Annotated in this window: 21 protein-coding genes; 16 read left to right on the plus strand and 5 right to left on the minus strand. The window is 63.1% G+C overall.

Going from position 1 to position 21,275, the window contains the following annotated elements; genetic code table 11:
* The first annotated feature begins 86 nt into the window (after positions 1 to 86).
* From U1R88_RS02605 to guaA, 4 genes are all read left to right on the plus strand, one after another.
* Positions 87 to 1,304 carry an LL-diaminopimelate aminotransferase gene (locus U1R88_RS02605; protein WP_322429834.1) on the plus strand — a complete coding sequence of 406 codons (1,218 nt, stop codon included), beginning with the start codon at positions 87 to 89 and terminating at the stop codon, positions 1,302 to 1,304.
* Positions 1,305 to 1,530: 226 nt separating this feature from the next.
* On the plus strand, positions 1,531 to 3,027 hold the full coding sequence (gene guaB, locus U1R88_RS02610; protein WP_068282620.1) for an IMP dehydrogenase: 1,497 nt from the start codon (positions 1,531 to 1,533) through the stop codon (positions 3,025 to 3,027).
* Positions 3,028 to 3,157: 130 nt separating this feature from the next.
* Complete coding sequence (locus tag U1R88_RS02615) at positions 3,158 to 4,447, plus strand: RsmB/NOP family class I SAM-dependent RNA methyltransferase (protein ID WP_322429835.1); 1,290 nt, start codon at positions 3,158 to 3,160, stop codon at positions 4,445 to 4,447.
* Positions 4,448 to 4,662: 215 nt separating this feature from the next.
* A complete protein-coding gene (guaA, locus tag U1R88_RS02620) occupies positions 4,663 to 6,213 on the plus strand; it encodes a glutamine-hydrolyzing GMP synthase (RefSeq protein WP_322429836.1) in 1,551 nt (516 codons plus the stop codon).
* A 140-nt stretch (positions 6,214 to 6,353) separates the two neighbouring features.
* Here guaA and U1R88_RS02625 read toward each other — a convergent pair whose 3' ends face one another.
* Together U1R88_RS02625 and U1R88_RS02630 are read right to left on the minus strand one after the other, a co-directional pair.
* Positions 6,354 to 6,953, minus strand: coding sequence for an NADPH-dependent F420 reductase (locus U1R88_RS02625; protein WP_322429837.1), 600 nt, complete (start codon positions 6,951 to 6,953; stop codon positions 6,354 to 6,356).
* Between the two features lie 141 nt (positions 6,954 to 7,094).
* Positions 7,095 to 7,847, minus strand: coding sequence for an SDR family NAD(P)-dependent oxidoreductase (locus U1R88_RS02630; RefSeq protein WP_322429838.1), 753 nt, complete (start codon positions 7,845 to 7,847; stop codon positions 7,095 to 7,097).
* Positions 7,848 to 8,123: 276 nt separating this feature from the next.
* Between U1R88_RS02630 and U1R88_RS02635 the strand changes: the two genes are divergently transcribed.
* Positions 8,124 to 9,041, plus strand: coding sequence for a LysR family transcriptional regulator (locus U1R88_RS02635; RefSeq protein ID WP_322429839.1), 918 nt, complete (start codon positions 8,124 to 8,126; stop codon positions 9,039 to 9,041).
* Positions 9,042 to 9,151: 110 nt separating this feature from the next.
* Positions 9,152 to 9,562, plus strand: a complete 411-nt coding sequence (locus U1R88_RS02640) for a RidA family protein (RefSeq protein WP_068282639.1) — start codon at positions 9,152 to 9,154, stop codon at positions 9,560 to 9,562.
* A gap of 91 nt (positions 9,563 to 9,653) precedes the next feature.
* Here U1R88_RS02640 and U1R88_RS02645 read toward each other — a convergent pair whose 3' ends face one another.
* The gene (locus tag U1R88_RS02645; protein WP_322429840.1) at positions 9,654 to 10,553 is read right to left on the minus strand and encodes an AraC family transcriptional regulator; all 900 of its coding nucleotides are present in this window, start codon (positions 10,551 to 10,553) and stop codon (positions 9,654 to 9,656) included.
* Positions 10,554 to 10,648: 95 nt separating this feature from the next.
* Between U1R88_RS02645 and U1R88_RS02650 the strand changes: the two genes are divergently transcribed.
* From U1R88_RS02650 to U1R88_RS02675, 6 genes are all read left to right on the plus strand, one after another.
* Positions 10,649 to 11,398 (plus strand): SDR family oxidoreductase, encoded by a 750-nt coding sequence (locus U1R88_RS02650; protein WP_322429841.1) that lies wholly within the window; start codon positions 10,649 to 10,651, stop codon positions 11,396 to 11,398.
* Between the two features lie 188 nt (positions 11,399 to 11,586).
* The gene (locus tag U1R88_RS02655; protein ID WP_322429842.1) at positions 11,587 to 11,916 is read left to right on the plus strand and encodes an ArsR/SmtB family transcription factor; all 330 of its coding nucleotides are present in this window, start codon (positions 11,587 to 11,589) and stop codon (positions 11,914 to 11,916) included.
* Positions 11,913 to 12,380: an SRPBCC family protein gene (locus tag U1R88_RS02660; protein WP_322429843.1), complete on the plus strand. Its 468-nt coding sequence runs from the start codon at positions 11,913 to 11,915 to the stop codon at positions 12,378 to 12,380. The genes U1R88_RS02655 and U1R88_RS02660 overlap by 4 nt, the downstream gene beginning before the upstream one ends.
* Positions 12,381 to 12,395: 15 nt before the next feature.
* Positions 12,396 to 12,809, plus strand: coding sequence for a GFA family protein (locus U1R88_RS02665; protein WP_322429844.1), 414 nt, complete (start codon positions 12,396 to 12,398; stop codon positions 12,807 to 12,809).
* Positions 12,810 to 12,934: 125 nt separating this feature from the next.
* Positions 12,935 to 13,543 carry a 2'-5' RNA ligase family protein gene (locus U1R88_RS02670; protein WP_322429845.1) on the plus strand — a complete coding sequence of 203 codons (609 nt, stop codon included), beginning with the start codon at positions 12,935 to 12,937 and terminating at the stop codon, positions 13,541 to 13,543.
* A 20-nt stretch (positions 13,544 to 13,563) separates the two neighbouring features.
* Positions 13,564 to 14,163, plus strand: coding sequence for a YdeI/OmpD-associated family protein (locus U1R88_RS02675; protein WP_322429846.1), 600 nt, complete (start codon positions 13,564 to 13,566; stop codon positions 14,161 to 14,163).
* 179 nt (positions 14,164 to 14,342) lie between these two features.
* Here U1R88_RS02675 and U1R88_RS02680 read toward each other — a convergent pair whose 3' ends face one another.
* Together U1R88_RS02680 and U1R88_RS02685 are read right to left on the minus strand one after the other, a co-directional pair.
* On the minus strand, positions 14,343 to 15,533 hold the full coding sequence (locus U1R88_RS02680; protein WP_322429847.1) for an amidohydrolase family protein: 1,191 nt from the start codon (positions 15,531 to 15,533) through the stop codon (positions 14,343 to 14,345).
* Positions 15,533 to 16,573: a questin oxidase family protein gene (locus U1R88_RS02685; RefSeq protein ID WP_322429848.1), complete on the minus strand. Its 1,041-nt coding sequence runs from the start codon at positions 16,571 to 16,573 to the stop codon at positions 15,533 to 15,535. Before U1R88_RS02685 ends, U1R88_RS02680 begins: the two co-directional genes overlap by 1 nt.
* Positions 16,574 to 16,862: 289 nt before the next feature.
* Here U1R88_RS02685 and U1R88_RS02690 point away from each other — a divergent pair, with 289 nt between their 5' ends.
* From U1R88_RS02690 to U1R88_RS02705, 4 genes are all read left to right on the plus strand, one after another.
* Positions 16,863 to 18,137: an ABC transporter substrate-binding protein gene (locus U1R88_RS02690; protein ID WP_425545375.1), complete on the plus strand. Its 1,275-nt coding sequence runs from the start codon at positions 16,863 to 16,865 to the stop codon at positions 18,135 to 18,137.
* A gap of 200 nt (positions 18,138 to 18,337) precedes the next feature.
* Positions 18,338 to 19,237 carry a carbohydrate ABC transporter permease gene (locus tag U1R88_RS02695; RefSeq protein WP_322429849.1) on the plus strand — a complete coding sequence of 300 codons (900 nt, stop codon included), beginning with the start codon at positions 18,338 to 18,340 and terminating at the stop codon, positions 19,235 to 19,237.
* Positions 19,230 to 20,054 (plus strand): carbohydrate ABC transporter permease, encoded by an 825-nt coding sequence (locus tag U1R88_RS02700; protein WP_322429850.1) that lies wholly within the window; start codon positions 19,230 to 19,232, stop codon positions 20,052 to 20,054. Before U1R88_RS02695 ends, U1R88_RS02700 begins: the two co-directional genes overlap by 8 nt.
* A 10-nt stretch (positions 20,055 to 20,064) precedes the next feature.
* Positions 20,065 to 21,234: an ABC transporter ATP-binding protein gene (locus U1R88_RS02705; RefSeq protein ID WP_322429851.1), complete on the plus strand. Its 1,170-nt coding sequence runs from the start codon at positions 20,065 to 20,067 to the stop codon at positions 21,232 to 21,234.
* Positions 21,235 to 21,275 lie beyond the last annotated feature (41 nt).

Raw genomic sequence — 21,275 nt, forward strand, 5'->3', positions numbered from 1 at the left:
GGCATTTCTTTTGCCATCATTCATCGAAATGATTTAGAGGTTCGCTCCCCGTAACCCTGAATGCGCTGTCGCGCGAAAGCACCGTCATGTCCGACTTTTACTCAACCCGCCGTTTGCCGCCCTATGTCTTCGAGCAGGTCAACCGGGTGAAGGCGGCAGCGCGCGGGCAGGGCGCAGATATCATCGACCTGGGCATGGGCAACCCCGACCTGCCCACGCCGAAATTCATCACCGACAAGTTGATCGAGACGGCCCAGAAGCCGCGCACCAATCGCTATTCGGCATCCAAGGGCATTCCGGGCTTGCGCAAGGCCCAGGCCAATTATTATGCCCGCCGCTTCGGCGTGAAGCTCAATCCCGACACCCAGGTCGTCGCCACGCTGGGGTCCAAGGAAGGCTTCGCCAATATGGCGACCGCCATCACCGCGCCCGGCGACGTGGTGCTTTGTCCCAATCCGTCTTACCCGATCCATGCCTTCGGCTTCCTGATGGCAGGGGGCGTAATCCGTTCCGTCCCGGCTGAGCCGAACGAGGATTTCTTCCGCTCGGCCGAGCGCGCGGTAAAGCATTCGATCCCCAAGCCGATCGCGGTGATCGTCTCCTATCCCGCCAATCCGACGGCCTGCGTCGCCAGCCTCGATTTCTACCGGGACCTGATCGCCTTCGCCAAGGCGAACGACCTCTTCGTGCTCTCGGACCTTGCCTATTCGGAAATCTATTTCGGCAGTGAGCCGACGCCGTCCGTGCTGCAGGTCCCGGGCGCGATGGATGTCGCCGTCGAATTCACCACCCTGTCCAAGACCTTCTCGATGGCGGGCTGGCGCATGGGCTTTGCGGTCGGCAACGAGCGGCTCTGCGCCGCGCTCGCCCGCGTGAAGTCTTATCTCGACTACGGTGCCTATACCCCGATCCAGGTCGCTGCCGCTGCCGCGCTGAACGGCCCGGAGGACTGCATCGCCGAAATGCGCGAGACCTATCGCAAGCGCCGCGATGCCCTGGTGGAGAGTTTTGCCCGTGCCGGGTGGGACGTGCCGACCCCGCCGGCCTCGATGTTTGCCTGGGCGCCGATCCCGCCCAAGTTCAAGGAACTGGGCTCGGTGGAGTTCTCCAAGCTCCTGATCGAGAAGGCCTCCGTAGCGGTGGCGCCGGGCATCGGCTTCGGCGAGCATGGCGACGATTTCGTGCGCATCGCCTTCGTCGAGAACGAGCAGCGCATCCGCCAGGCGGCGCGCAACATCCGCAAGTTCATGGAAGGCGCAGACCAGACGCTGCACAACGTGCTGCCGCTGACGAAGTCTGCGTGATCCGGTGTGCCGGTTCGCCTCCATCGCAAGGAAGCTGAGAAAGCCGGCACGCCGAATTTTTCGTTACGACCAAAAATGCATGGCTGACAGGCAGTAAAAAGACGACTGCCTGTCTTTCCCTTGTCGATTTCAAATGGTAAACGATCGCGCCAACCCAGCTCCGGCGGCACGGATTCCAGCCCCCCGAAGCAGGATCGATTCCGCTTTTACTGATTGAGAGTTGGCAATGACACGCATCGTTGATTCATCGCTTTTCCCTGAAGCGCTCACCTTTGACGATGTGCTGCTGACGCCCGGGCACTCCGAGGTGCTCCCGGCCCAGGCTGACATCCGTTCGCGCGTCACCCGTTCCATCTCCGTCAACCTGCCGCTGCTGGCTTCGGCGATGGATACCGTCACCGAGGCGAACATGGCGATCGCCATGGCGCAGAATGGCGGCATTGGCGTGATCCACCGCAACCTTACCCCGGAAGAGCAGGCCGAACAGGTTCGCCAGGTCAAGCGCTTCGAGAGCGGCATGGTGGTGAACCCGATCACCATTCCGCCGGAAGCCACGCTGGCCGATGCGCTCGCCTTGATGAAGCGCCACCGCATCTCCGGCATTCCGGTCGTCACCGGCGCCGCTCCCGGAGTGCCCGGCATCCTGGTCGGCATCCTCACCAATCGCGACGTCCGCTTCGCCGACAAGCTCGACCAGCCCGTGGCCGAACTGATGACCAAGGAGCGCCTGGTCACCGTGAAGTCCGGCGTGGAGCAGGAGGAGGCCAAGCGCCTGCTGCATCAATTTCGCATCGAGAAGCTGGTGGTGGTCGACGAGGCCTATCGCTGCGTCGGCCTGATGACCGTCAAGGACATCGAGAAGGCCACGCTCCATCCCAACGCCTGCAAGGACGAGCAGGGGCGCCTGCGCGTCGCCGCTGCTTCCACGGTCGGCGACGGCGGCCATGCCCGCTCCGAAATGCTGATCGATGCCGGCGTCGACATGATCGTGGTCGATACCGCCCACGGCCATTCGCAGAAGGTGCTGGACGCGGTGTCGCGCATCAAGCGCCAGTCCAATTCGGTGCAGGTGGTGGCCGGCAACGTCGCCACCGGCGAGGCGACCCGGGCCCTAATCGGCGCGGGCGCCGATTCCATCAAGGTCGGCATCGGCCCCGGTTCGATCTGCACCACCCGCATCGTGGCCGGTGTCGGTGTGCCGCAACTCACCGCCATCATCGACTCGGCCAATGCGGCGCGCGAACACGACGTGCCCGTCATCGCCGATGGCGGCATCAAGACTTCGGGCGATTTCGCCAAGGCGATCGCCGCCGGCGCTTCGGTCGCCATGGTCGGCTCGATGCTGGCCGGCACCGACGAGACCCCCGGCGAGGTCTATCTCTACCAGGGTCGCTCCTACAAATCCTATCGCGGCATGGGCTCGATCGGTGCCATGTCCGCCGGCTCGGCCGACCGCTATTTCCAGGCCGACATCAAGGATTCGATGAAGCTGGTGCCGGAAGGCATCGAAGGCCAGGTCGCCTATAAGGGGCCGGTCTCGGCCGTACTGCACCAACTCGCCGGCGGCCTGCGCGCCTCGATGGGTTATGTCGGCGCCGAGACGATCACGGATTTCCAGGAGCGTGCCAGGTTCGTGCGCATCTCCAATGCGGGCCTGCGCGAAAGCCATGTCCATGACGTGACCATCACTCGCGAGAGCCCGAACTATCCGGGACGGAATTGATCCTTCCCGGGTGCGCGGACAACAGCCACATTGAACTACGTTCAATGTGGCGGCGACGTCCGCCTCTTGTTTCTTACAAACGCCACGTTTCCAAGAGCGGACGAGACGTCCGCGCACCCGGGATTTTATCTTGACCCCCTCCGCCCGCCTGTCCGCCGCCATCGAGATCCTGGCCGATATCGAAGCCCGCCGCCGTCCTGCCGCTGATGTGCTCAAGGATTGGGGGCTCTCCCATCGTTTCGCCGGCTCCGGCGACCGGGCGGCGCTGGCCGGGCTGGTCTATGACACCTTGCGCCGCCGCGCCTCGGCCCGCTGGCTGATGGACAGCGAGGCACCGCGTGCCTCGCTGATCGGCATGCTGGTCCTGCAGCGCGGCGAGACGATCGAAACGCTCGAAGCCCTGTTCACCGGCGAACGCTTCGCGCCCGAACCGTTGACGGAGGACGAGCGCAAGGCGCTGGCCGGGCGCAAGCTGGAGCAGGCGGCGCCCGATATCCAGGCGGATGTTCCGAACTGGCTGTGGGCCTCCTTCGAGGCGGCCTTCGGAGAGGACGCCATCGCCGAGGGACGGGCTTTGGCCGAGCGTGCGCCGGTGGATCTGCGCGTCAACACGCTGAAGGCGACGCGGGACAAGCTCCTCGCTGAACTCGAGCCTCTCCATGCCAGCGCCACGCCTCTCTCGCGCTGGGGTGTGCGCGTGCCGCTCGGTCCTGACGGCCGCAGCCCGGCCATCCAGGCCGAGGAGAGCTTCCAGAAGGGCTGGTTCGAGATCCAGGACGAAGGCTCGCAACTGGCCGGCCTCGTCGCGGCGGCCAAGCCGGGCGAGCAGGTGCTGGATCTGTGCGCCGGCGGTGGCGGCAAGACGCTGGAATTCGCTGCCGCCATGGAGAACAAGGGACAGATCTTCGCCACCGACAGCGACAAGCGCCGCCTGGCCCCGATCCATGATCGGCTTGCCAGGGCGGGGATCCGCAACGTCCAGGTCCGCACACCGCGAGGAGGCTTGGCAATCGACGACCTCGATGGCCGCATGGACCTGGTGCTGGTGGATGCGCCCTGCTCGGGCAGCGGCACCTGGCGCCGCAACCCCGACACGAAATGGCGCATGCGCCCCTCGAGCCTGGCCGATCGCCAGAAGGATCAGGCCGCCGTGCTCAAGGCGGGGGCGAGAGCGGTGAAACCCGGCGGTCGCCTGGTCTTCGTCACCTGCTCCGTGCTGCCGGAAGAGAACGATGCCTCGGTGAAGGCCTTCCTGGCCGACAACGTCGATTTCACCGCCGCGCCCCTGCCGGAACTGGCCAAGGGCGCCGGGCTTTCGGCTTTCGCACGCTTCGGTTCGTCGGGCGGCATCGGCCTGCAACTTTCGCCCCTCCGTTCCGGTACTGATGGTTTCTTCATCGCCCTGCTGCACAAGAAGTAATAATTGGTGTGCCGGTCTTCAGACCGGCATGGAGCCGCCAGTCTGCCTGGGGTAAGATGCCGGTCTGAAGACCGGCACACCAAATTCGCACCCTTCGCCTTATGTTGGCATTATTGCAAATAACTCAGTTGAATCTTGTTTTGCACTGTGCGGCGTTGCAAGATTTCGACCTTCCCTCAGTTGCATCGAAAGCCCCGGTCGACTACCTCCCTGCCATGACACACAACGCCATCCTCATCATCGATTTCGGTTCGCAAGTCACCCAGCTGATCGCACGCCGCGTGCGCGAGGTCGGCGTCTATTGCGAGATCCATCCCTTCCAGAGCGCCGCCGAGGCTTTCGAGAAGTTGAAGCCAAAGGGCGTGATCTTCTCCGGCGGCCCGGCCTCGGTGACGACGGCCGGAAGCCCCCGGGCACCGCAGGCGGTGTTCGATTCCGGCGTGCCGATCCTGGCGATCTGCTACGGCCAGCAGACCCTGGCGACCCAACTCGGGGGCAAGGTCGAAGGCGGCCACGCCGCCGAGTTCGGCCGCTCCGACGTCGAGATCCTCGAGGCGAGTCCGCTTTTTGAAGGCTTCTGGGAAGCCGGCAAACGCTATCCGGTGTGGATGAGCCATGGCGACCGCGTCACGCAGCTGCCTGCTGGATTCAAGGTGGTCGGCACCTCCGAGAACGCCCCTTTCGCCATCGCGGTGAACGAGGAGCGGCGCTACTACACCACGATGTTCCATCCGGAAGTGGTGCACACGCCCGATGGCGGCAAGCTCCTGAAGAACTTCGTGCAGAAGATCGTCGGCATCGAGTCGGACTGGACCATGGCGGCCTACCGGGCCGAGATGATCGAGAAGATCCGCAAGCAGGTCGGCAAGGGCAGGGTGCTCTGCGGCCTGTCGGGCGGGGTCGACTCCTCCGTGGCGGCCGTGCTGATCTATGAGGCGATCGGCGATCAGCTCACCTGCGTCTTCGTCGACCACGGCCTGATGCGGGCCGGCGAAGCCGATCAGGTCGTCGGCCTCTTCCGCGAGCACTACAACATTCCCCTGGTACATGTGGATGCGTCCGAGCGCTTCCTGGGCGAGCTTGCCGGCGTCACCGATCCGGAAGTGAAGCGCAAGACCATCGGCCGCCTCTTCATCGAGGTGTTCGAAGAAGAGGCCCGCAAGATCGGGGGCGCCGAATTCCTGGCCCAGGGCACGCTCTATCCCGATGTGATCGAGAGCGTCTCCTTCTCCGGCGGGCCCTCGGTGACGATCAAGTCGCACCACAATGTCGGCGGCCTTCCCGAGCGCATGAACATGAAGCTGGTGGAACCGCTGCGCGAGCTCTTCAAGGACGAGGTCAGGGCGCTCGGTCGCGAACTCGGCCTGACGGAAGCCTTCGTCGCCCGCCACCCCTTCCCAGGTCCGGGCCTCGCCATCCGCATTCCCGGCGAGATCACAAGGGAAAAACTGGACACGCTGCGCGCCGCCGACGCGATCTATCTCGACGAGATCCGCAAGGCCGGCCTCTACGACAAGATCTGGCAGGCCTTCGCCGTGTTGCTGCCCGTGCGCACCGTGGGCGTGATGGGCGACGGGCGCACCTATGACAGCGTCTGCGGCCTGCGCGCCGTGACCTCGGTCGACGGCATGACCGCCGATTTTTTCCCCTTCGACATGAACTTCCTCGGGCGCGCGGCGACGCGCATCATCAACGAGGTGAAGGGTATCAACCGGGTGGTGTATGACGTGACAAGCAAGCCGCCCGGCACGATCGAGTGGGAGTGAGGGGACGGCGTAGCGGCGGATGGCAGAGGATATCTGGGTGAATCCTCGGCCATTGATGGCAGTCGATAGACGGCGCCCGGCAGATCTGTCGCTCCGTCGGGCGCCTTCTCGTTCTTCCAACAGCGTCCACACGCTATCGATCACTGCTCCTTCTTGAACAAATCCTGGAAGATGAGCTGGCCCCAGATGCGGCCGCGGGCGTGCACCAGCGCGCCACCCTCGTTGAGTTTTCCCAGCTGGACGGGTGCGAACCCCAGTTGTTTCGCCAACGTCGCCACGGGAGCGATCGCGTCCTCGTCGTCGCTCGACAGAAAGACGACCCGGTGGCCTCCTTCGACGATCGGGTCGGAAGCCAGGGTGGCGGCAATCAGGTGATTGAAGCCTTTCACGAGCTTGGCGCCGGCGAATGCCTTCGCGACGAAGGCGGAGGACGGGAGACCGTCCAACTCTTCAGGCGGAAGCAACGCGTTCATCGCGTCGATCACCGTCTTGCCTTTCCAGTTCGGCAGGGCCTTCGCAACCTCTCGATGCTTCGCGAACGGGACCGCCAGGATGATCGTGCCGGCCTCGAGTGCATCCGGCAGCGACGTGGCGACGACCGTGGGCCCAATCGCCCGAGCCTGCGGCGCCAATGTCTCGGGCGGCCGGCGGCTCGCGACGGCCACCTTGATGTTCTTGCGGGCGAAGGCGTGGGCAAGGGCCTGGCCTACTGCACCAAATCCTATGATCGCATAGCTCATGATACTTCTCCGATCCTAATTGAAGTGTCGATGTCCCGCCGCGAATGCTTGCGCGGCCGGACTGACTGTCAGCGTGGAAGTCGTTCCACCATGGACACGCTGGTTCCCGCCGATCAGCCATTCCCGCGATCAGGCGCGATTTCAGATGGCCGAGAAGCCGCCGTCGACAGACAACTCCACCCCATTCACGAAGCTGGAATCGTCAGAAGCAAGAAACAGCGCGGCTGCCGCGATTTCCTCGGGACGCCCCATCTTTCCCCGCGGGATCAGGGTTTCGAACATCCGCTTTGCTTCTTCGGTGAGAACTTGGTCCTGCATCGGCGTGGCGATCGGTCCCGGGCTCAGCACGTTCACCCGGATATTCCTGCCCTTCAACTCGTTGAGCCAGGTGCGTGCGAAGGAACGCAACGCCGCCTTGCTCGCCGCATACACGGCATAACCGGGAAAACCTTTCACCGAGGCGACCGACCCGGTCATGAAGATCGACCCGGTCATGAAGATCGACCCGCCATCGTTGAACAGCGGCAACGCCTTCTGGACCGTAAACAGCGTACCACGCGTATTCAGACCAAAGGCCGCATCGAAATGCCGCTCGGTAATTTCGCCCAGCGGAACGGCTTCGCCTGTGCCAGCGCTTGCGTACAGGATGTCGATGCTGCCCTTTTCCCGCCTGACCGTGTCGAACAGGCGGTCGAGGTCCTCGAGATTGGCCGCGTCGCCGCGCACGCCGGTTACGTTACGGCCAATCAGCCTGACCGCCTCGTCGAGCACCTCCTGCCTCCGGCCCGTGATGAAGACATACGCGCCTTCTTCGACGAAGCGCTTGGCGCTCGACAACGCCATGCCGCTCGATCCACCCGTGATGACTGCAACTTTACCGTCCAGCTTTCCCATGACTTCTCCTTTTCGGGCTCCGTTTTTGGTCGTGAGGGGAGCACCCGAGAAACCTCAACATGGGTTTGCTGAAGCGGAGCGTTGAGTGCGGAAGCGCGCACATCGGTGGTGCGAAAACGATCCGGTTGGACAGCTGACACCAGCTGCGATGATCGGTATCTGCTGTTCGGAATTGGGTCGTGTCCGTCGATACAGGCTATGATGATCGCCCATATTGCGGTTTGATGTGTTCGGTACAGGCTTTGGAAGGCACACCTTGCGGTGCCGGATTGCACCATGATCGACTGGGATGACGTTCGCTATTTTCTTGTTGTCGCGCGGGGAGGCTCGGTGCGGTCCGCTGCCGCACGCCTCGAGGTAAATCACTCGACCGTGCTGCGACGCATCGCGCAGCTTGAGGAACGCCTCGGGGCGCACCTGTTTGAAAAGCTGCCTTCCGGTTACCGCCTGACGGCTTCAGGCGAGGAGGTCCTCGAGTTTGCGAACCAGATGGAAGCGTCCTCGCACCAACTGGAGACGCGCGTCTTCGGTCGCGACCAGGGTGTGCGCGGGCTTTTGCGGGTGACGCTGGCGCCGACCCTCGCGTCACACCTGCTCATGCCGGACTTCGCCGATTTCGCGATGCTGCATCCGGACATCGAGATGGAAATCTTGTCGTCCGGCGAGCTGGCAAATCTGACCAACCGAGAGGCTGATGTCGCGATCCGCGTCGTCTACGACCGCAAAACCCTACCGCTCAATCTTCACGGCCTGAAGGGACCGGATATATTCGGCGGTATCTACATGTCCCGCGATCGACTAGCTGCGTGGCGTGGGGGCGTGCCTGATCCCATGCGGTGGATCGTCATCAGCATTCATGGCATCCCGGACTGGGCTCACGAGGGTGAGGTTCGCACCGCCGGGGTTCCGTTCAGGGTCACAGATGCCGAGGCGCAGATCGTTGCTGTACGGCAGGGACTCGGCTTGACGACGCTGCCGTGCTTCGTCGGAGATGCCGACCCCTTGCTGGCGCGGGTGCCGGGTACCCACTTGCACATGTACGGAACGCTCTGGCTTCTTACACAGGGGGAGACACGCAAGACGAAGCGCGTGCGGCTCTTCACGGAGTTCGTGTCCCGCAGGCTTGCCGCATACGCGCCGCTTCTGGCGGGACTGTCTGTATCGCGCGGCGGTTCGCCGGCGACACTTGTGTAAGGCGTTCGACATCCGACCCGATTTCGGTGACGCTTTGCTATCGCCCCGTGTGCCAGCGGCGCGGCGATCACCACCGCCGATGTCGATCAAGCCAGGCAGGAGATCGTCCAATGCCCCTCGAACTCATCAACCCGGCCGATCTGCCGGTTCCCGAACTGTACACCCAGGTTGTGGTTGCCACGGGTTCCAGGATGGTATTCGTCTCAGGCCAACAGCCCGAGGACATGCACGGCAAACTCGTCGGGCATGGCGATTTTGCGGCGCAGGCGCGCCTGGCCTTCGCCAATCTGGGCCGGGCACTTCGTGCCGCGGGGGCACGGCCCGAGCACGTCTGCAAGATCACGATCTACGTCGTCGACTATAAACGCGACGAACACGTTCCAATCATCGAAGAAGCGCAGATTTCGTTGTTCGGAGATCACAAACCGGCGAATGTGGTAGTCGGGGTGGCGATCATGTCCCCAGGCTATCTCATAGAGGTCGACGCTATCGCGGTCATTGACGAGGTGGTCACGCGCTAAGCACCGTGGAGACTTCGCTGCTCGCGGACAGTCGCCGCCGCCTGTCCTGCGAGTGGAATGGACGGACCGTCTTGAGCCGATGTTCGTTCAGTTAGGCGGCTTCACGCGCGAACTTACCCGGCGAGCAACCGAGACGTTTGCGAAAAGCGGTGCTGAAGGCGCTGGCGGATTCATAGCCAATTTCATCGGCGATCCGATCCAGGGACTTTACACCACGCGTGAGCGCATCCTTTGCGATCGCCATGCGCCAACGCGCTAGATACTCGATTGGCGCACATCCCAAGACCTCTCCGAACCGCGCGGCGAAGCCTGATCGCGACATGCCGGCCATCTTTGCAAGATCGACGACCGTCCAGTTCTTGCGAACATCGGCGTGGATTGCTTGCAGCACTCGGGCGAGAGCTGGGTCCCGCATGCCGCTGAGGAGGCCTGCAGGCATCGCCCGATTGCCGATGCTGCGCCAGCGAAGAGCCTCGACCAGCAGCGCTTCGAGCATGCGACGGACAATCAGCTCCTTGCCCGGGTAATCGGTCGCGCATTCCTCGGCGAGCAGATCAATGAGACGGCCGAGCCGTGTCGTTCGTCCCTCCGAAGCCGGAATGTGAATGAGGCCGGGCAACAGTGCCAGCAGGAGCGGTGCATTCACCCGCTCGAATGCGAAGGTGCCACCCAGGGCAACAAGGTCCGGCGCGCCTTCCGGTTCGCCATGCCGGATCGCTTCGTTTCGCGGTTCCACCGGTATGCAGTCGATATCCGGTTCGCTGGACAGGGAGAATGCGGGCGTTGTCGGAAGGAGCACGAAATCTCCCTGAGCAAGCCGGAACGGCTCTTCGCCGACGAATCTCAGCCAGGCCTGCCCCTCCAATATGATCGTGAAACCGGGCGCGTCATGGGCCCGATAGCTTACGCCCCAGCGGCCGCGCGCAGTGATCGGCTTGGAGATGGCGGCCGTCGGCCGGAGCAGGCTTATGATGTCGCTGAGTGGATCCATTTTGGACGGTTGGTAATTATTTATGGATAGTAAGTTATATATCGTCCAAATCGGCTTGTCTATCTTGCGGCATCAAACGCAAGGAGACAGGCACTATGGACAAGACGATCCTCATCACCGGCACCTCCTCGGGCTACGGCAAGGCCACTGCCGAGCATTTCCTGCAGAATGGCTGGCATGTCGTCGCTGCGATGAGACGCCCCGACCCGACCATTCTTGGCGCTCAATCCGACCGGCTGCGCGTATTGCCGCTGGATGTCACCGATGAACAAAGCATCGTTGCGCTGGCGGATGCTGCGGGCCCGATCGATGTACTCGTGAACAATGCCGGCGTGGGCGGTGTGGGCGCGTTCGAAGCCATGCCGATGTCACTGATCCGCCAGCTCATCGAGACCAACACGATCGGTGTCATGGCCATGTGCCGGGCAGTCATTCCGCAAATGCGTGCACGCCGTGCAGGCATCATCGTCAACGTGACATCGAGCGTGACGCTCGGGGAGTTTCCGCTCGCTGCCGCCTACACCGCATCCAAGCAGGCAGTCGAAGGGTTCTCGGGCTCGCTCGCTCATGAACTCGGTCATTTCGGAGTGCAGGTCAAACTCGTCGAGCCCGGCTATGCGCCGACCACGCGGTTCGGGGCCAATGCCATCGTGCCGGTCGAGGATTTGCTCCCGCAGGACTATGCCGAGTTTGCGAAGCCAATTCTTGAGGCCTTCGCGAAGCCGGCCATGACCACGCGGGAGAGCGATGTTGCCCAGGCTGTGTGGGCCGCTGTCCACGACACCTCCGGCCAGCTCCGTTTCCCCGCCGGGCCGGATGCCGTAGCTCTGGCGCAAGCACGCTGACCGAGTTTCGCTCCAGACTTTGGAGAGGAGCGCGACGAGCGCCTGCTCGACATGCCTGTATTGGGGGCAACGCTCTGGGCCGTTGAAGGGGCAGGCCGCATCGCATTCCAGGATGCCGAGATGCCGTTTCCTGTAGATTTAGAAACATTAGTGTTGACTAATTCATTAGTATTTGCTAATTGATAATCATGACAGAGACAGCTGCCATCGATACCGTTATGCGCGCCCTCGCGGATCCGACAAGGCGAGCCGTGTTCGAGCGGATCGTCGGATGCGACGAGATTACTGTCGCCGAGCTGACACAGGGGAGCGGCGTCACGCAGGGCGCGGTTTCCCAGCACCTCAAGGCGTTGAAACAGGCGGGGCTCGTCGCCGAACGTCCGGAAGGGCGGAAGGTCTATTACCGGGCCGAACCCGGCGGCCTCGAGCCGCTAGCCGATTGGATGAGCCATTACAGCCTGTTCTGGCGCCGGCGCTTCGCCAATCTCAGAACCCTCTTGAAGGAGATCGACCCGTGAATGATCAAGCCCTGGAGCCGGATACGCAGGAGATCGTGGTCGACGAGATCTTCCCGCATGCGCCGGAAACCATCTGGAAGGCCCTGACCTCAGGCGACCTCATCGCGCGCTGGATGATGGCGCCCGCCGATTTCGTCGCGGTGGAAGGACAGCGTTTCACCTTTCGCACCACGCCGGCCGGTGCCTGGGACGGCGTCATCCATTGCAGGGTACTGGACGTGAAGCCGAACGAGCGCCTCGCCTATGCCTGGCAGGGCGGGGACGAGAACAATGCGGGCTATGGCTCGCGGCTCGATACGGTGGTGACCTGGACGCTGGAGGCCGCCGAGGGCGGGACGCGGGTTCGCCTCGTCCATTCCGGCTTCGTCATGCCCAGGAACGAGACGGCCTTCAGGAACATGGGCGAGGGCTGGAAGAAGGTCCTGCGCAACCTCGGCACCGTCGTGGGCGGCAGCAAGGACTGAGGCGAGGAGGACGAGATGAGCAAGGCCTATACCGGCGGATGCGCCTGCGGCGCGATCCGCTACGAGATCACTGCCGATCCGGTGTTCAGCAATGATTGCCAGTGCCGCGACTGCCAGCGCGAAAGCGGCACGGGGCATCAGTCCCACCTGACCTTCCCGCGGCAGAATGTGACCCTCACCGGGGAAGGGCGGCCCTGGGAGATGGTGGCCGACAGCGGCGTCAGGAAGAACCGCTATTTCTGCCCAACCTGCGGGTCTCCGGTCTATCTGACCTTCTCGTCCATGCCGCAATTCTTCGCCGTTCGTGCCGCGAGCCTTGACGAGCCGAGCCGCTACAAGCCGCAGGCGGTGACCTATACCAGCGGCGGCTATGAGTGGGACCACCTCGATCCGGCCTTGCCGAAATTCGAGAAGATGCCGCCGAGGTGAGGAAATTGGCCGGGCAGCACTAGGGTGGCAGCCATCAGCCGCCTCGCAACCAGATACAATTCGGTTGACCATTGTTCTCTTTTTGTTCTAATTCGGGCTATGCCGATCGAGAACGCGAGGTCATCATGCAGTTGGCGTTTGAGTTCTATGGCGAGCTTCCGCGTGGGCCAGTGCGAGGGGAGAGATTGTTCTTCGCGGTGTTTCCTGCCGCAGAGGATGCGCTTCGGATCGAACGATTCAGGCAGGATTTCCTTGAGGCGAACCATTTCCGCGGGAGCATGTTGCGGCAGGACCGCTTCCACGTCTCGCTCCACCATATCGGCGACTTCAAGCGGCTCAAGTCGCCGCGCACCTATGCGGCGGAACTAGCCGGCGATCTCGTCCAATTGCCCGCTTTCGAGATAACGCTCAATGCTATCAAGAGTTTTGGCACGATCCCCAAACGGGGCAGGGCACCGAGTTATCCGCTCATCCTGTGCTGTGAAGGGGCAGCCCTGTTCGAGCTCCATGAAATACTGGGTGCGGCCATGACCAAGTTGGGGATGCGTGCCTTTCCGGATTTCACCCCACATCTGACCCTTTCCTACGGCGAGTGGCCAATATCGGAACAGCAAATCGACCCGATCTCTATTCGGGTCGCAGATTTTTGCATGGTTCACAGCAGGTTGGGGAAGAGGGAATATCGGATCATTAAGCGCTGGCCTCTCGTCCAGCCCAAGCCGCTCCTGCATTGACCCAAGCGTGAGGAACCCCGATGCCGCCCGTCACCGTCGATCCCGCCAAGATCCGTGAATTCGCGGATGCCGACAGCTTCCATGCCTGGCTTCGCGACCATCACGACAGCGAAAGCGAAGTCTGGATCAAAATCCACAAGGTGGGCTCGGGGCTCGCCTCGATCACGGCCAAGCAGGCGATCGACGTGGTGCTGTGCTGGGGCTGGATTGACGCGGTGCGCAAGGGGCTCGACGAGCGCAGCTTCCTGCAGCGCTATACGCCGCGCGGGCGCAAGAGCATCTGGAGCCGGATCAATGTCGACAATGTCGCCCGTCTGGTCGCCGAGGGGCGCATGACCGAACACGGGTTGAAGCAGGTGGAGGCCGCCAAGGCGGACGGCCGCTGGGATCGGGCCTATGGGAGCGGCAAGGATCTCAAAATTCCCCAGGATCTGCAGGCCGCGATCGAGGCCGAACCGGATGCGCTGCAGATGGTAAGCGCGCTCAGCGCACAGAACCGTTTCGCATTGGCCTTCCGCATGCACAACACCAAGACCGAGGCCGGGCGGAAGAAGAAGATCGAGGCCTTCGTCGCCATGCTCAAGCGCGGCGAGACGATCTATCCGCAATCGAGGAAATGAGGCGGCAGCGCCTGCGAATGAGGGACTGGGCCGGCAATGGGAGCGTGTCATTCCCGGCCGAGCGTAGCGAGGGGAAGGGAAGCTAGGGGGCTGAAACCGCGCCCCGCCGCTCCTGGATTCTCTTTCCGCCGCCTGCGGCGGCGCCGGGAATGACGGGTCGAGCTTTATGCGACCTGGTATCAGATCGGCAGTGTCTCGACCACGACGCCGTTCTCGGCAACGACCACGCCGCCTCGCAGCACGAGCTTGCGGGGCGGGCGGTTGATCACGGCTTCCTCGACGCTCGGCGTGTCGATGACGACGAGATCGGCCGGCGCACCCGGTGCCAGGCCGTAGCCGGCAACTCGGAGAGCCTTGGCCGGCTCGACGGTGGCAAGGTCGAGTGCCATGCGCAGATCCTCGTTGGCGTAGAATTCCTGCCGGGAAGCGACGATGGCGGCACGATCGAGCATGTCGCCATTGCCGAAGGGAGACCAGCAGTCGCGGATGTTGTCGGAGGCCGCAAACAGGGTGACGCCATGGCTGCGCAGCGCCTTCACCGGCGGTACCGGCACGGCGGCCGGGCTCGATGTCATGATCGCCACGCCGGCGCGCGCCAGGGCCTCCGCGGTGCGGCCGAAGCTCTCCGGAGACTGATCGCCGAGGGAAAAAGCATGGCTCACCACCACACGCCCCTGCAGGCCGAGCGCCTCGGTGCGGCTGGCAATGTCGCGCAGCTCGGAGCCACCGGTTTCGCCGCCGTCATGCAGATGGATGTCGACCCCCTTGCCGTATTTTTCGGCGAGGGCGAAGACGATGTCGAGCTGGCCTGGCACGTCATGGTCGAAACCAGCGGGATCGAGCCCGCCGATCAGGTCCGCACCGGCAGCGAGGGCCGCATCGAGGAGGTCGGCGGCGCCGGGTTCGCTTACGACGCCGCTCTGGGGAAAGGCGACGATCTCGATGTCGACCCAAGGCCTCCACCGTTCCCGAACGGCGAGCAGGGCCTCCAGGTTGGCGAGCTTTACGTCATTGTCGATGTCGACATGGCTGCGCACGCGGGTGGTGCCGTTGGCGACGAGGCGACGCAGGAGATTGGTGGCGCGAGCCTCGACGGGCAGGGGGACAGCATGCCGGGCTACGCGTTCGGCGGCGATGCGCTCGCGCACGCTTTCCCCCGGCACATGCGGCACCAGCGGCGCGCCCATATGGGTCTTGTCGAGGTGGATATGGCCATCGATGAAGGCGGGAAGCAGCAGGGCACCGGCAAGATCGCGCCGAGCCGGAGCGCTCAATTGGAAGCGGGACTCCTCGATCGAAGCGATACGCCCGTCGACGATATGGACATCCGCCCGGCGTCCATCGGGCAGGGTGGCATTGGCAAGCAGCATCAGATGAGTCCGAGACGTTTGGCGGCAACGTAGTTGTAGAGCGGATCGCGATAAAGCTTGAATTCCTCGGAGGCCGAGAAGCTGAGGCTGAGATCGTGCTCGTCATCGTGCCTGACGGCCTCGGCGAAAATCTCCGGCCAGTCCGGCACCTTCTGCCGACGCCATGCTTCCACCTGTTCGGCCGCCGGAATGTCGGGAAAGCCGATCTTGGGAATCAGCGAGGCGATGGCCTGCCAGAAGCGGCGCATCGGTATCGTCGGGTCGGGCGACCGCGGCGCCATCATGCGCAACCAATGCGTGCCGGTAAGGGCATGCAGCAGGGAGAAATCCTGGGTGGCCGCAAAGAGCGCCAGCGACAGGCGGGCGTACCGGTCCATGGTATCGGGGCCGATGGCCAGCATGTCGTGCACGGGCGCGAATTCCGGCTTGGCTGCGACCGCGCGCATATTGTGCCAGAGCAGGTCGCATTCTGTGACGATATGGCGGAAGGAGGAAGGCCCATACATATAGGCCAACACATCGAGCGGATCGTCGGTTGTGCCGGCTTCACCCCGGCCGGTGCCGAGGTCGAGATAGGTTGCGGCCCAATAGGCGAGAGCGATGGCGGTTTCCTCGTCATTGTCCGTCCAGGTCGCATAGGCCATGCGCATGAAGGCATGCATTGCGCTGGCGGCAAAGCCGTCGAACAGGACGGGCAGATAGAGCCGGGCTGCCGGCGTGGCCCCGAGCCGCATAACCTCCGACCGGAAGAAAGTGCGGTAATCGCCCTCCCGTTCGCGATCTCCCAGGGTGTCGCGCCAGTTTTCCCGGGAGATTACCTCCTTGGGGGCAGGCACCGGAACGAGGCCGTTCTGGACGCGGTAGATCTCGCAGAACTCCTCCAGCCGCCGGTCATCAGCGCCCATGCGCTGCATGGCAACCAGGATCATCGGCAGGTGGTTGGCGAGCATATAAGGAAACTCAGCGCTCCATTGCTGTGCCCAGCCTATGCATCGCGTGAGCGTATCGTCCTTCCTGTCCGCTTCCTGTCGTGCCGACATCGAACCCTCCCCATCCGGTCCTGGTTTGCCGGCGCATGAGGGGGCTCTGCGTTCCCTCTTGGCCGCTACCGGAAATCTATCCTGTCCGCGCAGGGCAGAAAAGGGTCATGCGCAACAAACCAAACAAAATTATGTAATAATTTGTTAGAATTTGCGAGGATGTGGGGTTCGTTTTTTATTAAGTTGCAAAAAAATGTTTGAGTGTGGTCGAATTTCTCACATTCTGATTGCGCGTAAAAAATGCAATGATAGCCTCCCGGTTGCGAGGGTGTAACGGAGGGGACCCACGATGAACATGACGGCAAAATGCCGCTCTCTCATGCTGGCGGGATTTCTGGTGTTTGCGGGAGGCGCGCAGGCCCAGGAACGTTTCGACGGCGTCACGCTGAGCCTGGCATCGCAGAACGACCAGTTCGCGGTGATCCTGGCTGCAATGGCGCCGGATTTCGAGAAGGCTACCGGCGCCAAGGTCAATGTCGAGATCCTGAGCTATCCCGAACTCTTGACCAAGATTACGGCCGATTATGTCGGTCACACCAAGGGCTATGATATTGCCACCACCGACATCGTCTGGTCGGGGCAGTTCGCCGAAGCCGGCTATACCGTCGACCTCACCGACTGGATCAAGCGCGATGCCGCCGAGATCAAGGTTGACGATATCTATCCCAGTCTGATGAAGGGCCTGGGCGGCTACAAGGGCAAGCAGGTCGCCTTTCCCTTCGCCGGTTATGCCAATGTGCTGGCCTATCGCAAGGACCTCTATGAAGCAGCGGGCCTGAAGCCGCCGGCGACGATGGAAGACTACATCGCCGATGCGATCAAGCTGACCGACCCGGCCAAGAAGACCTTCGGCTTCGTCGCCAATGGCCAGAAGGGCCCGGCCGTGGCGCAAGACTGGATGCAATATAACTTCCAGCTCGGCGGTTCGATCCTGGGGCCGGACGGCAAGCCCACGCTCAATTCGGCGGCCAATCTCCAGAGCGTCATGGATTACAAGAAGCTGTTCGACAAGGCGGCTCCTCCCGGCGCGGCCGATTATGATTGGGGCGCGCGCGAGGAAAGCTTCCGCCAGGGCATGGTCGCCAACATGCAGACCTGGTCGATCGGCGCCGCCGGCTACGATAATCCGGAAATCTCCAAGGTCGTCGGCAAGGTCGGCATCATGCTGACGCCGGCGCGTGCCGGCAAGGAACCTGAATACGGTATCGGCGGCTGGGGGCTCGGCATCAACGCCGATATCGACAAGCGCAAGCAGGAGGCGGCCTGGGCCTTCATCAAGTGGATCACCAGCCCGGCCGTGCACAAGGAATTCAATCTGCGCGGTGCCGGCAGCTATCTGCGCAAGAGCGAGATGACGGACAAGGACCTTCTGGCGAAGTTCCCGTTCCTGCCCGTGCTGGCCACCTCCTTCGAACATGGCAATGTCGATTTCCGGCCGCGCATTCCGCAATATCCGGAATTGCAGGACCTGATCGGCTCGGCTGTCAATGGCGTGCTAGTCGGCAACGCCGATCCCAAGGCAGCCCTGGACGATGCCCAGGCCCAGGCTGAAAAGCTGTTCTGAGCCTGAAATCTCCCAATGAGTGCAGCGAGCATGCGCTCATTGGGAACTAACTTCCGCAGGGCCTGTCCAAGCAAGGTTGCATTGCCACCGAGGGCGGCGCGATCATGCTCGCGCCTGTCTTGTCGTCGACGATTCCGGAGAGCCTGGTTTTGGAAAGTAGTTCAACGCGTCTCGTCGGAAGCAACGGCGCCACGAGGGCGATGCCCCGGCGCCTGTCCTATGCACGCAAGCGCCAGCTCTTCCTGATCCTTCTGGCGGCTCCCGCCATACTCTATGTGCTGGCAATCGCCGTCTGGCCGATGGCACAGGGGATCTTCTATTCCTTCCAGGAATACAGTCTCGTTCGCCCGGCGGGCCGGCATTTCGTCGGGCTCGATAATTATATCGCCCTGTGGAACGACAAGACCGCCCGTCAGGCGCTGATCAACACCTTCATCTTCACCATCGGTGCCGTTTCCCTCGAGTTCATCCTCGGCCTCGGCATCGCCTTGCTGCTCTGGCGCGACGACCTGTTCAACCGCATTGCCCTCGGCCTGTTGCTGATCCCGGCCACGGTGACGCCGCTGGTCGTCGGGCTGATCTTCAAGGCCATGCTCAACGCCGACTATGGCGTGCTCGGCTATTTCCTGGCCGAGGCCGGCATTTCGGGGCCGCGAGGCCTGCTTGCCGATCCGCTGCTCGCTTTGCCGACCTTGATCGCCGTCGACGTCTGGGAGTGGACGCCGCTGATGGCGCTGATCCTGCTGGCCGGGCTGAAGTCCCTGCCGACGGATATCCTCGAGGCGGCACAGGTCGACGGCGCCACCAGCGTGCAGCGCTTCGCCCTGATCATCCTGCCGCTCCTGCTGCCGGCGGCCTTCCTGGCCCTGGTGCTGAGGATGATGGATGCCTTCCGTGTTTTCGATATCATCTATGTCAGCACCAGCGGCGGGCCCGGCGATGCCACCACCACGCTGATGATCCATGGCGTCAAGCAGGGGCTGGAATTCTTCAATATCGGCAGGGCCTCGGCCGTGAGCAATCTGATCACCGTCTGCATCGGCGTGATGGCGGCCTTCTTCATCTTCCTGGTCAGGCCTGCGAGGAACCGCAATGCGTGAGGCTGTTGCCGACAGGGGATTATGGGCAAGGCGTGCTGCCCTCATCGTCATCCTCGCCATCGCGCTCTTTCCGATCGTCTGGCTGTTCTCCACCGCCTATAAGCCGGCGAGGGATATCTTCACCACGCCGCCGCAGCTCTTCTTCGAGCCGACCTTCGCGAATTTCGAAAACGTCTTCCGGCTGTTCGACCTGTGGTCGCTGGTGAAATCGAGCCTGATCATCTCGATCGGCTCGACCCTGCTGTCGCTGCTTCTCGGCGTTCCCGCCGGCTACGCCCTGGCCCGATCCAAGAATCCGAAAGCCGTGTGGCTGGCCTATTTTTTCCTGGCCATCCGCACGGTGCCGCCGGTCGCGACGCTGATACCCTTCTATCTGATGATGCGCGATATCGGCCTGCTCGGCACCTGGTGGGCGGTGATCCTGCTCAACACCGCCCTGAACAGCGCCTTCGTGGTGTGGATGATGTTCTCCTATTTCCGTGCCTCGCCGGTGTCGATCGAGGAGGCGGCGCTGACCGACGGCAGCAACGACTGGAGCACCTTCCTGTTCACTGCCCTGCCGTCCGTGGTGCCCGGCATCATCGCCAGCGCCATCTTCTGCATCATGTTCTCCTGGAACGACTTCCTCTATTCGATGTTCCTGACCCGGGCCGACAGCAAGCCGATCTCGGTGGCGCTGCTCTCGGCCTATGGCACCAAGGACATTTCCTGGGGCACGCTCGGCGCGCTGGCGCATTTCTCCACTCTTCCCATCGTCTTGATGATGATCCTGCTCAATCGCTATTTCGTGCAGGGCCTGACCAAGTCGGCCCATTGAAGGTTCTGTCATGGCCGCAATCAGCTTTTCCCAGGTCAGCAAAGCCTATGCCGACGGGCATCTGGCGGTGAATAAACTGGATCTCGACATCTCAGACGGCGAGTTCCTGGTGCTGGTCGGTCCGTCGGGCTGCGGCAAGTCCACGGCCCTGCGCATGATCGCCGGATTGGAGACCATCACCGGCGGCACGCTCTCGATCGGTGCGGAGGTGGCCAACGACCTGTCGCCGCGCGAGCGCAACGTCGCGATGATCTTCCAGAGCTATGCGCTCTATCCGCATCTTTCCGTCGCAGACAATGTCGGCTTCGCCCTCAAGGTGCGCGGCGAGAGGCGCGAGGTGATCGAGGAGAAGGTGAAGGCCGCCGCCGCCATGCTCGAGCTGGACAAGCTGCTCACCCGCCGCCCCGGACAGTTGTCCGGCGGCCAGCGCCAGCGCGTCGCCATGGGACGAGCGATCGTGCGCGAGCCCGCTGCCTTCCTGATGGACGAACCCTTGTCCAACCTCGATGCCCGACTGCGGGGTCAGATGCGTGCCGAGATCGCCCGCCTGCAGCGGGCGAGCGGTGTGACCACGGTCTATGTAACGCATGACCAAGTCGAGGCGATGACCATGGGCGATCGCGTAGCCGTGATGAACGGCGGTGTGCTGCAGCAATTGGCGCCGCCCCGCGAGCTCTACGACCGGCCGGTCAATCTGTTCGTAGCCACCTTCATCGGCGCGCCGCCGATCAATTTGCTGCCCGGCCGGCTGCTCCGGAGCGGGCAGGGGATGGAGGTTGCCCTGCCGGGCCTCGTTTTGCCCTTGCCGGCCGCTTTCGTACAGGAAAGGCCTGGGCTTGCCGCTGCTGGCGATCGTGAGGTCGTGGTCGGCATTCGTCCCGAAAACCTGTTCGTCGCCGATGGTGCTGCCGAGGCGCTTTCCGCTCGCATCGCCTTTCAGGAGGACCTGGGGGCGAGCCTGCTCATCCATGTCGATCTCGTCGAGCCCGGGACGGGCGCAAAGCAGAAGCGCGCGGGGCTGGACGAACTGGACGAAAGTGCGCCGGCCGTGATTTCCACCCGCATGCGCATCAGCGCGCCTGTCAGTGCGAGGCGCAAGGCCGGCGATGCCGTGAAGGTTGGGCTTCAGGCCGACAGCCTGCACTTCTTCGATCCGGCAAGCCAGCTGGCGATCCGCTGAAGGCATCGGGAGCCATCTTCGTACGGTGCTCGCGCTTGGCG

The organism is Labrys sedimenti (assembly GCF_034424805.1).
Classification (GTDB): domain Bacteria; phylum Pseudomonadota; class Alphaproteobacteria; order Rhizobiales; family Labraceae; genus Labrys; species Labrys sedimenti.

What these genes read in the sequence shown, in the direction of transcription:
- U1R88_RS02605 (WP_322429834.1), top strand. Translation starts at nt 87, where the DNA reads ATGTCCGACTTTTACTCAACCCGCCGTTTGCCGCCCTATGTCTTCGAG.
- U1R88_RS02650 (WP_322429841.1), top strand. Translation starts at nt 10,649, where the DNA reads ATGGACAAGACGATCCTCATCACCGGCACCTCCTCGGGCTACGGCAAG.
- U1R88_RS02625 (WP_322429837.1), bottom strand. Translation starts at nt 6,953, where the DNA reads ATGAGCTATGCGATCATAGGATTTGGTGCAGTAGGCCAGGCCCTTGCC.
- U1R88_RS02700 (WP_322429850.1), top strand. Translation starts at nt 19,230, where the DNA reads ATGCGTGAGGCTGTTGCCGACAGGGGATTATGGGCAAGGCGTGCTGCC.
- U1R88_RS02675 (WP_322429846.1), top strand. Translation starts at nt 13,564, where the DNA reads ATGCCGCCCGTCACCGTCGATCCCGCCAAGATCCGTGAATTCGCGGAT.
- U1R88_RS02670 (WP_322429845.1), top strand. Translation starts at nt 12,935, where the DNA reads ATGCAGTTGGCGTTTGAGTTCTATGGCGAGCTTCCGCGTGGGCCAGTG.
- U1R88_RS02635 (WP_322429839.1), top strand. Translation starts at nt 8,124, where the DNA reads ATGATCGACTGGGATGACGTTCGCTATTTTCTTGTTGTCGCGCGGGGA.
- U1R88_RS02665 (WP_322429844.1), top strand. Translation starts at nt 12,396, where the DNA reads ATGAGCAAGGCCTATACCGGCGGATGCGCCTGCGGCGCGATCCGCTAC.
- U1R88_RS02630 (WP_322429838.1), bottom strand. Translation starts at nt 7,847, where the DNA reads ATGGGAAAGCTGGACGGTAAAGTTGCAGTCATCACGGGTGGATCGAGC.
- U1R88_RS02685 (WP_322429848.1), bottom strand. Translation starts at nt 16,573, where the DNA reads ATGTCGGCACGACAGGAAGCGGACAGGAAGGACGATACGCTCACGCGA.
- U1R88_RS02645 (WP_322429840.1), bottom strand. Translation starts at nt 10,553, where the DNA reads ATGGATCCACTCAGCGACATCATAAGCCTGCTCCGGCCGACGGCCGCC.
- U1R88_RS02680 (WP_322429847.1), bottom strand. Translation starts at nt 15,533, where the DNA reads ATGCTGCTTGCCAATGCCACCCTGCCCGATGGACGCCGGGCGGATGTC.
- U1R88_RS02655 (WP_322429842.1), top strand. Translation starts at nt 11,587, where the DNA reads ATGACAGAGACAGCTGCCATCGATACCGTTATGCGCGCCCTCGCGGAT.
- U1R88_RS02695 (WP_322429849.1), top strand. Translation starts at nt 18,338, where the DNA reads ATGCCCCGGCGCCTGTCCTATGCACGCAAGCGCCAGCTCTTCCTGATC.
- U1R88_RS02640 (WP_068282639.1), top strand. Translation starts at nt 9,152, where the DNA reads ATGCCCCTCGAACTCATCAACCCGGCCGATCTGCCGGTTCCCGAACTG.
- guaA (WP_322429836.1), top strand. Translation starts at nt 4,663, where the DNA reads ATGACACACAACGCCATCCTCATCATCGATTTCGGTTCGCAAGTCACC.
- guaB (WP_068282620.1), top strand. Translation starts at nt 1,531, where the DNA reads ATGACACGCATCGTTGATTCATCGCTTTTCCCTGAAGCGCTCACCTTT.
- U1R88_RS02705 (WP_322429851.1), top strand. Translation starts at nt 20,065, where the DNA reads ATGGCCGCAATCAGCTTTTCCCAGGTCAGCAAAGCCTATGCCGACGGG.
- U1R88_RS02690 (WP_425545375.1), top strand. Translation starts at nt 16,863, where the DNA reads ATGAACATGACGGCAAAATGCCGCTCTCTCATGCTGGCGGGATTTCTG.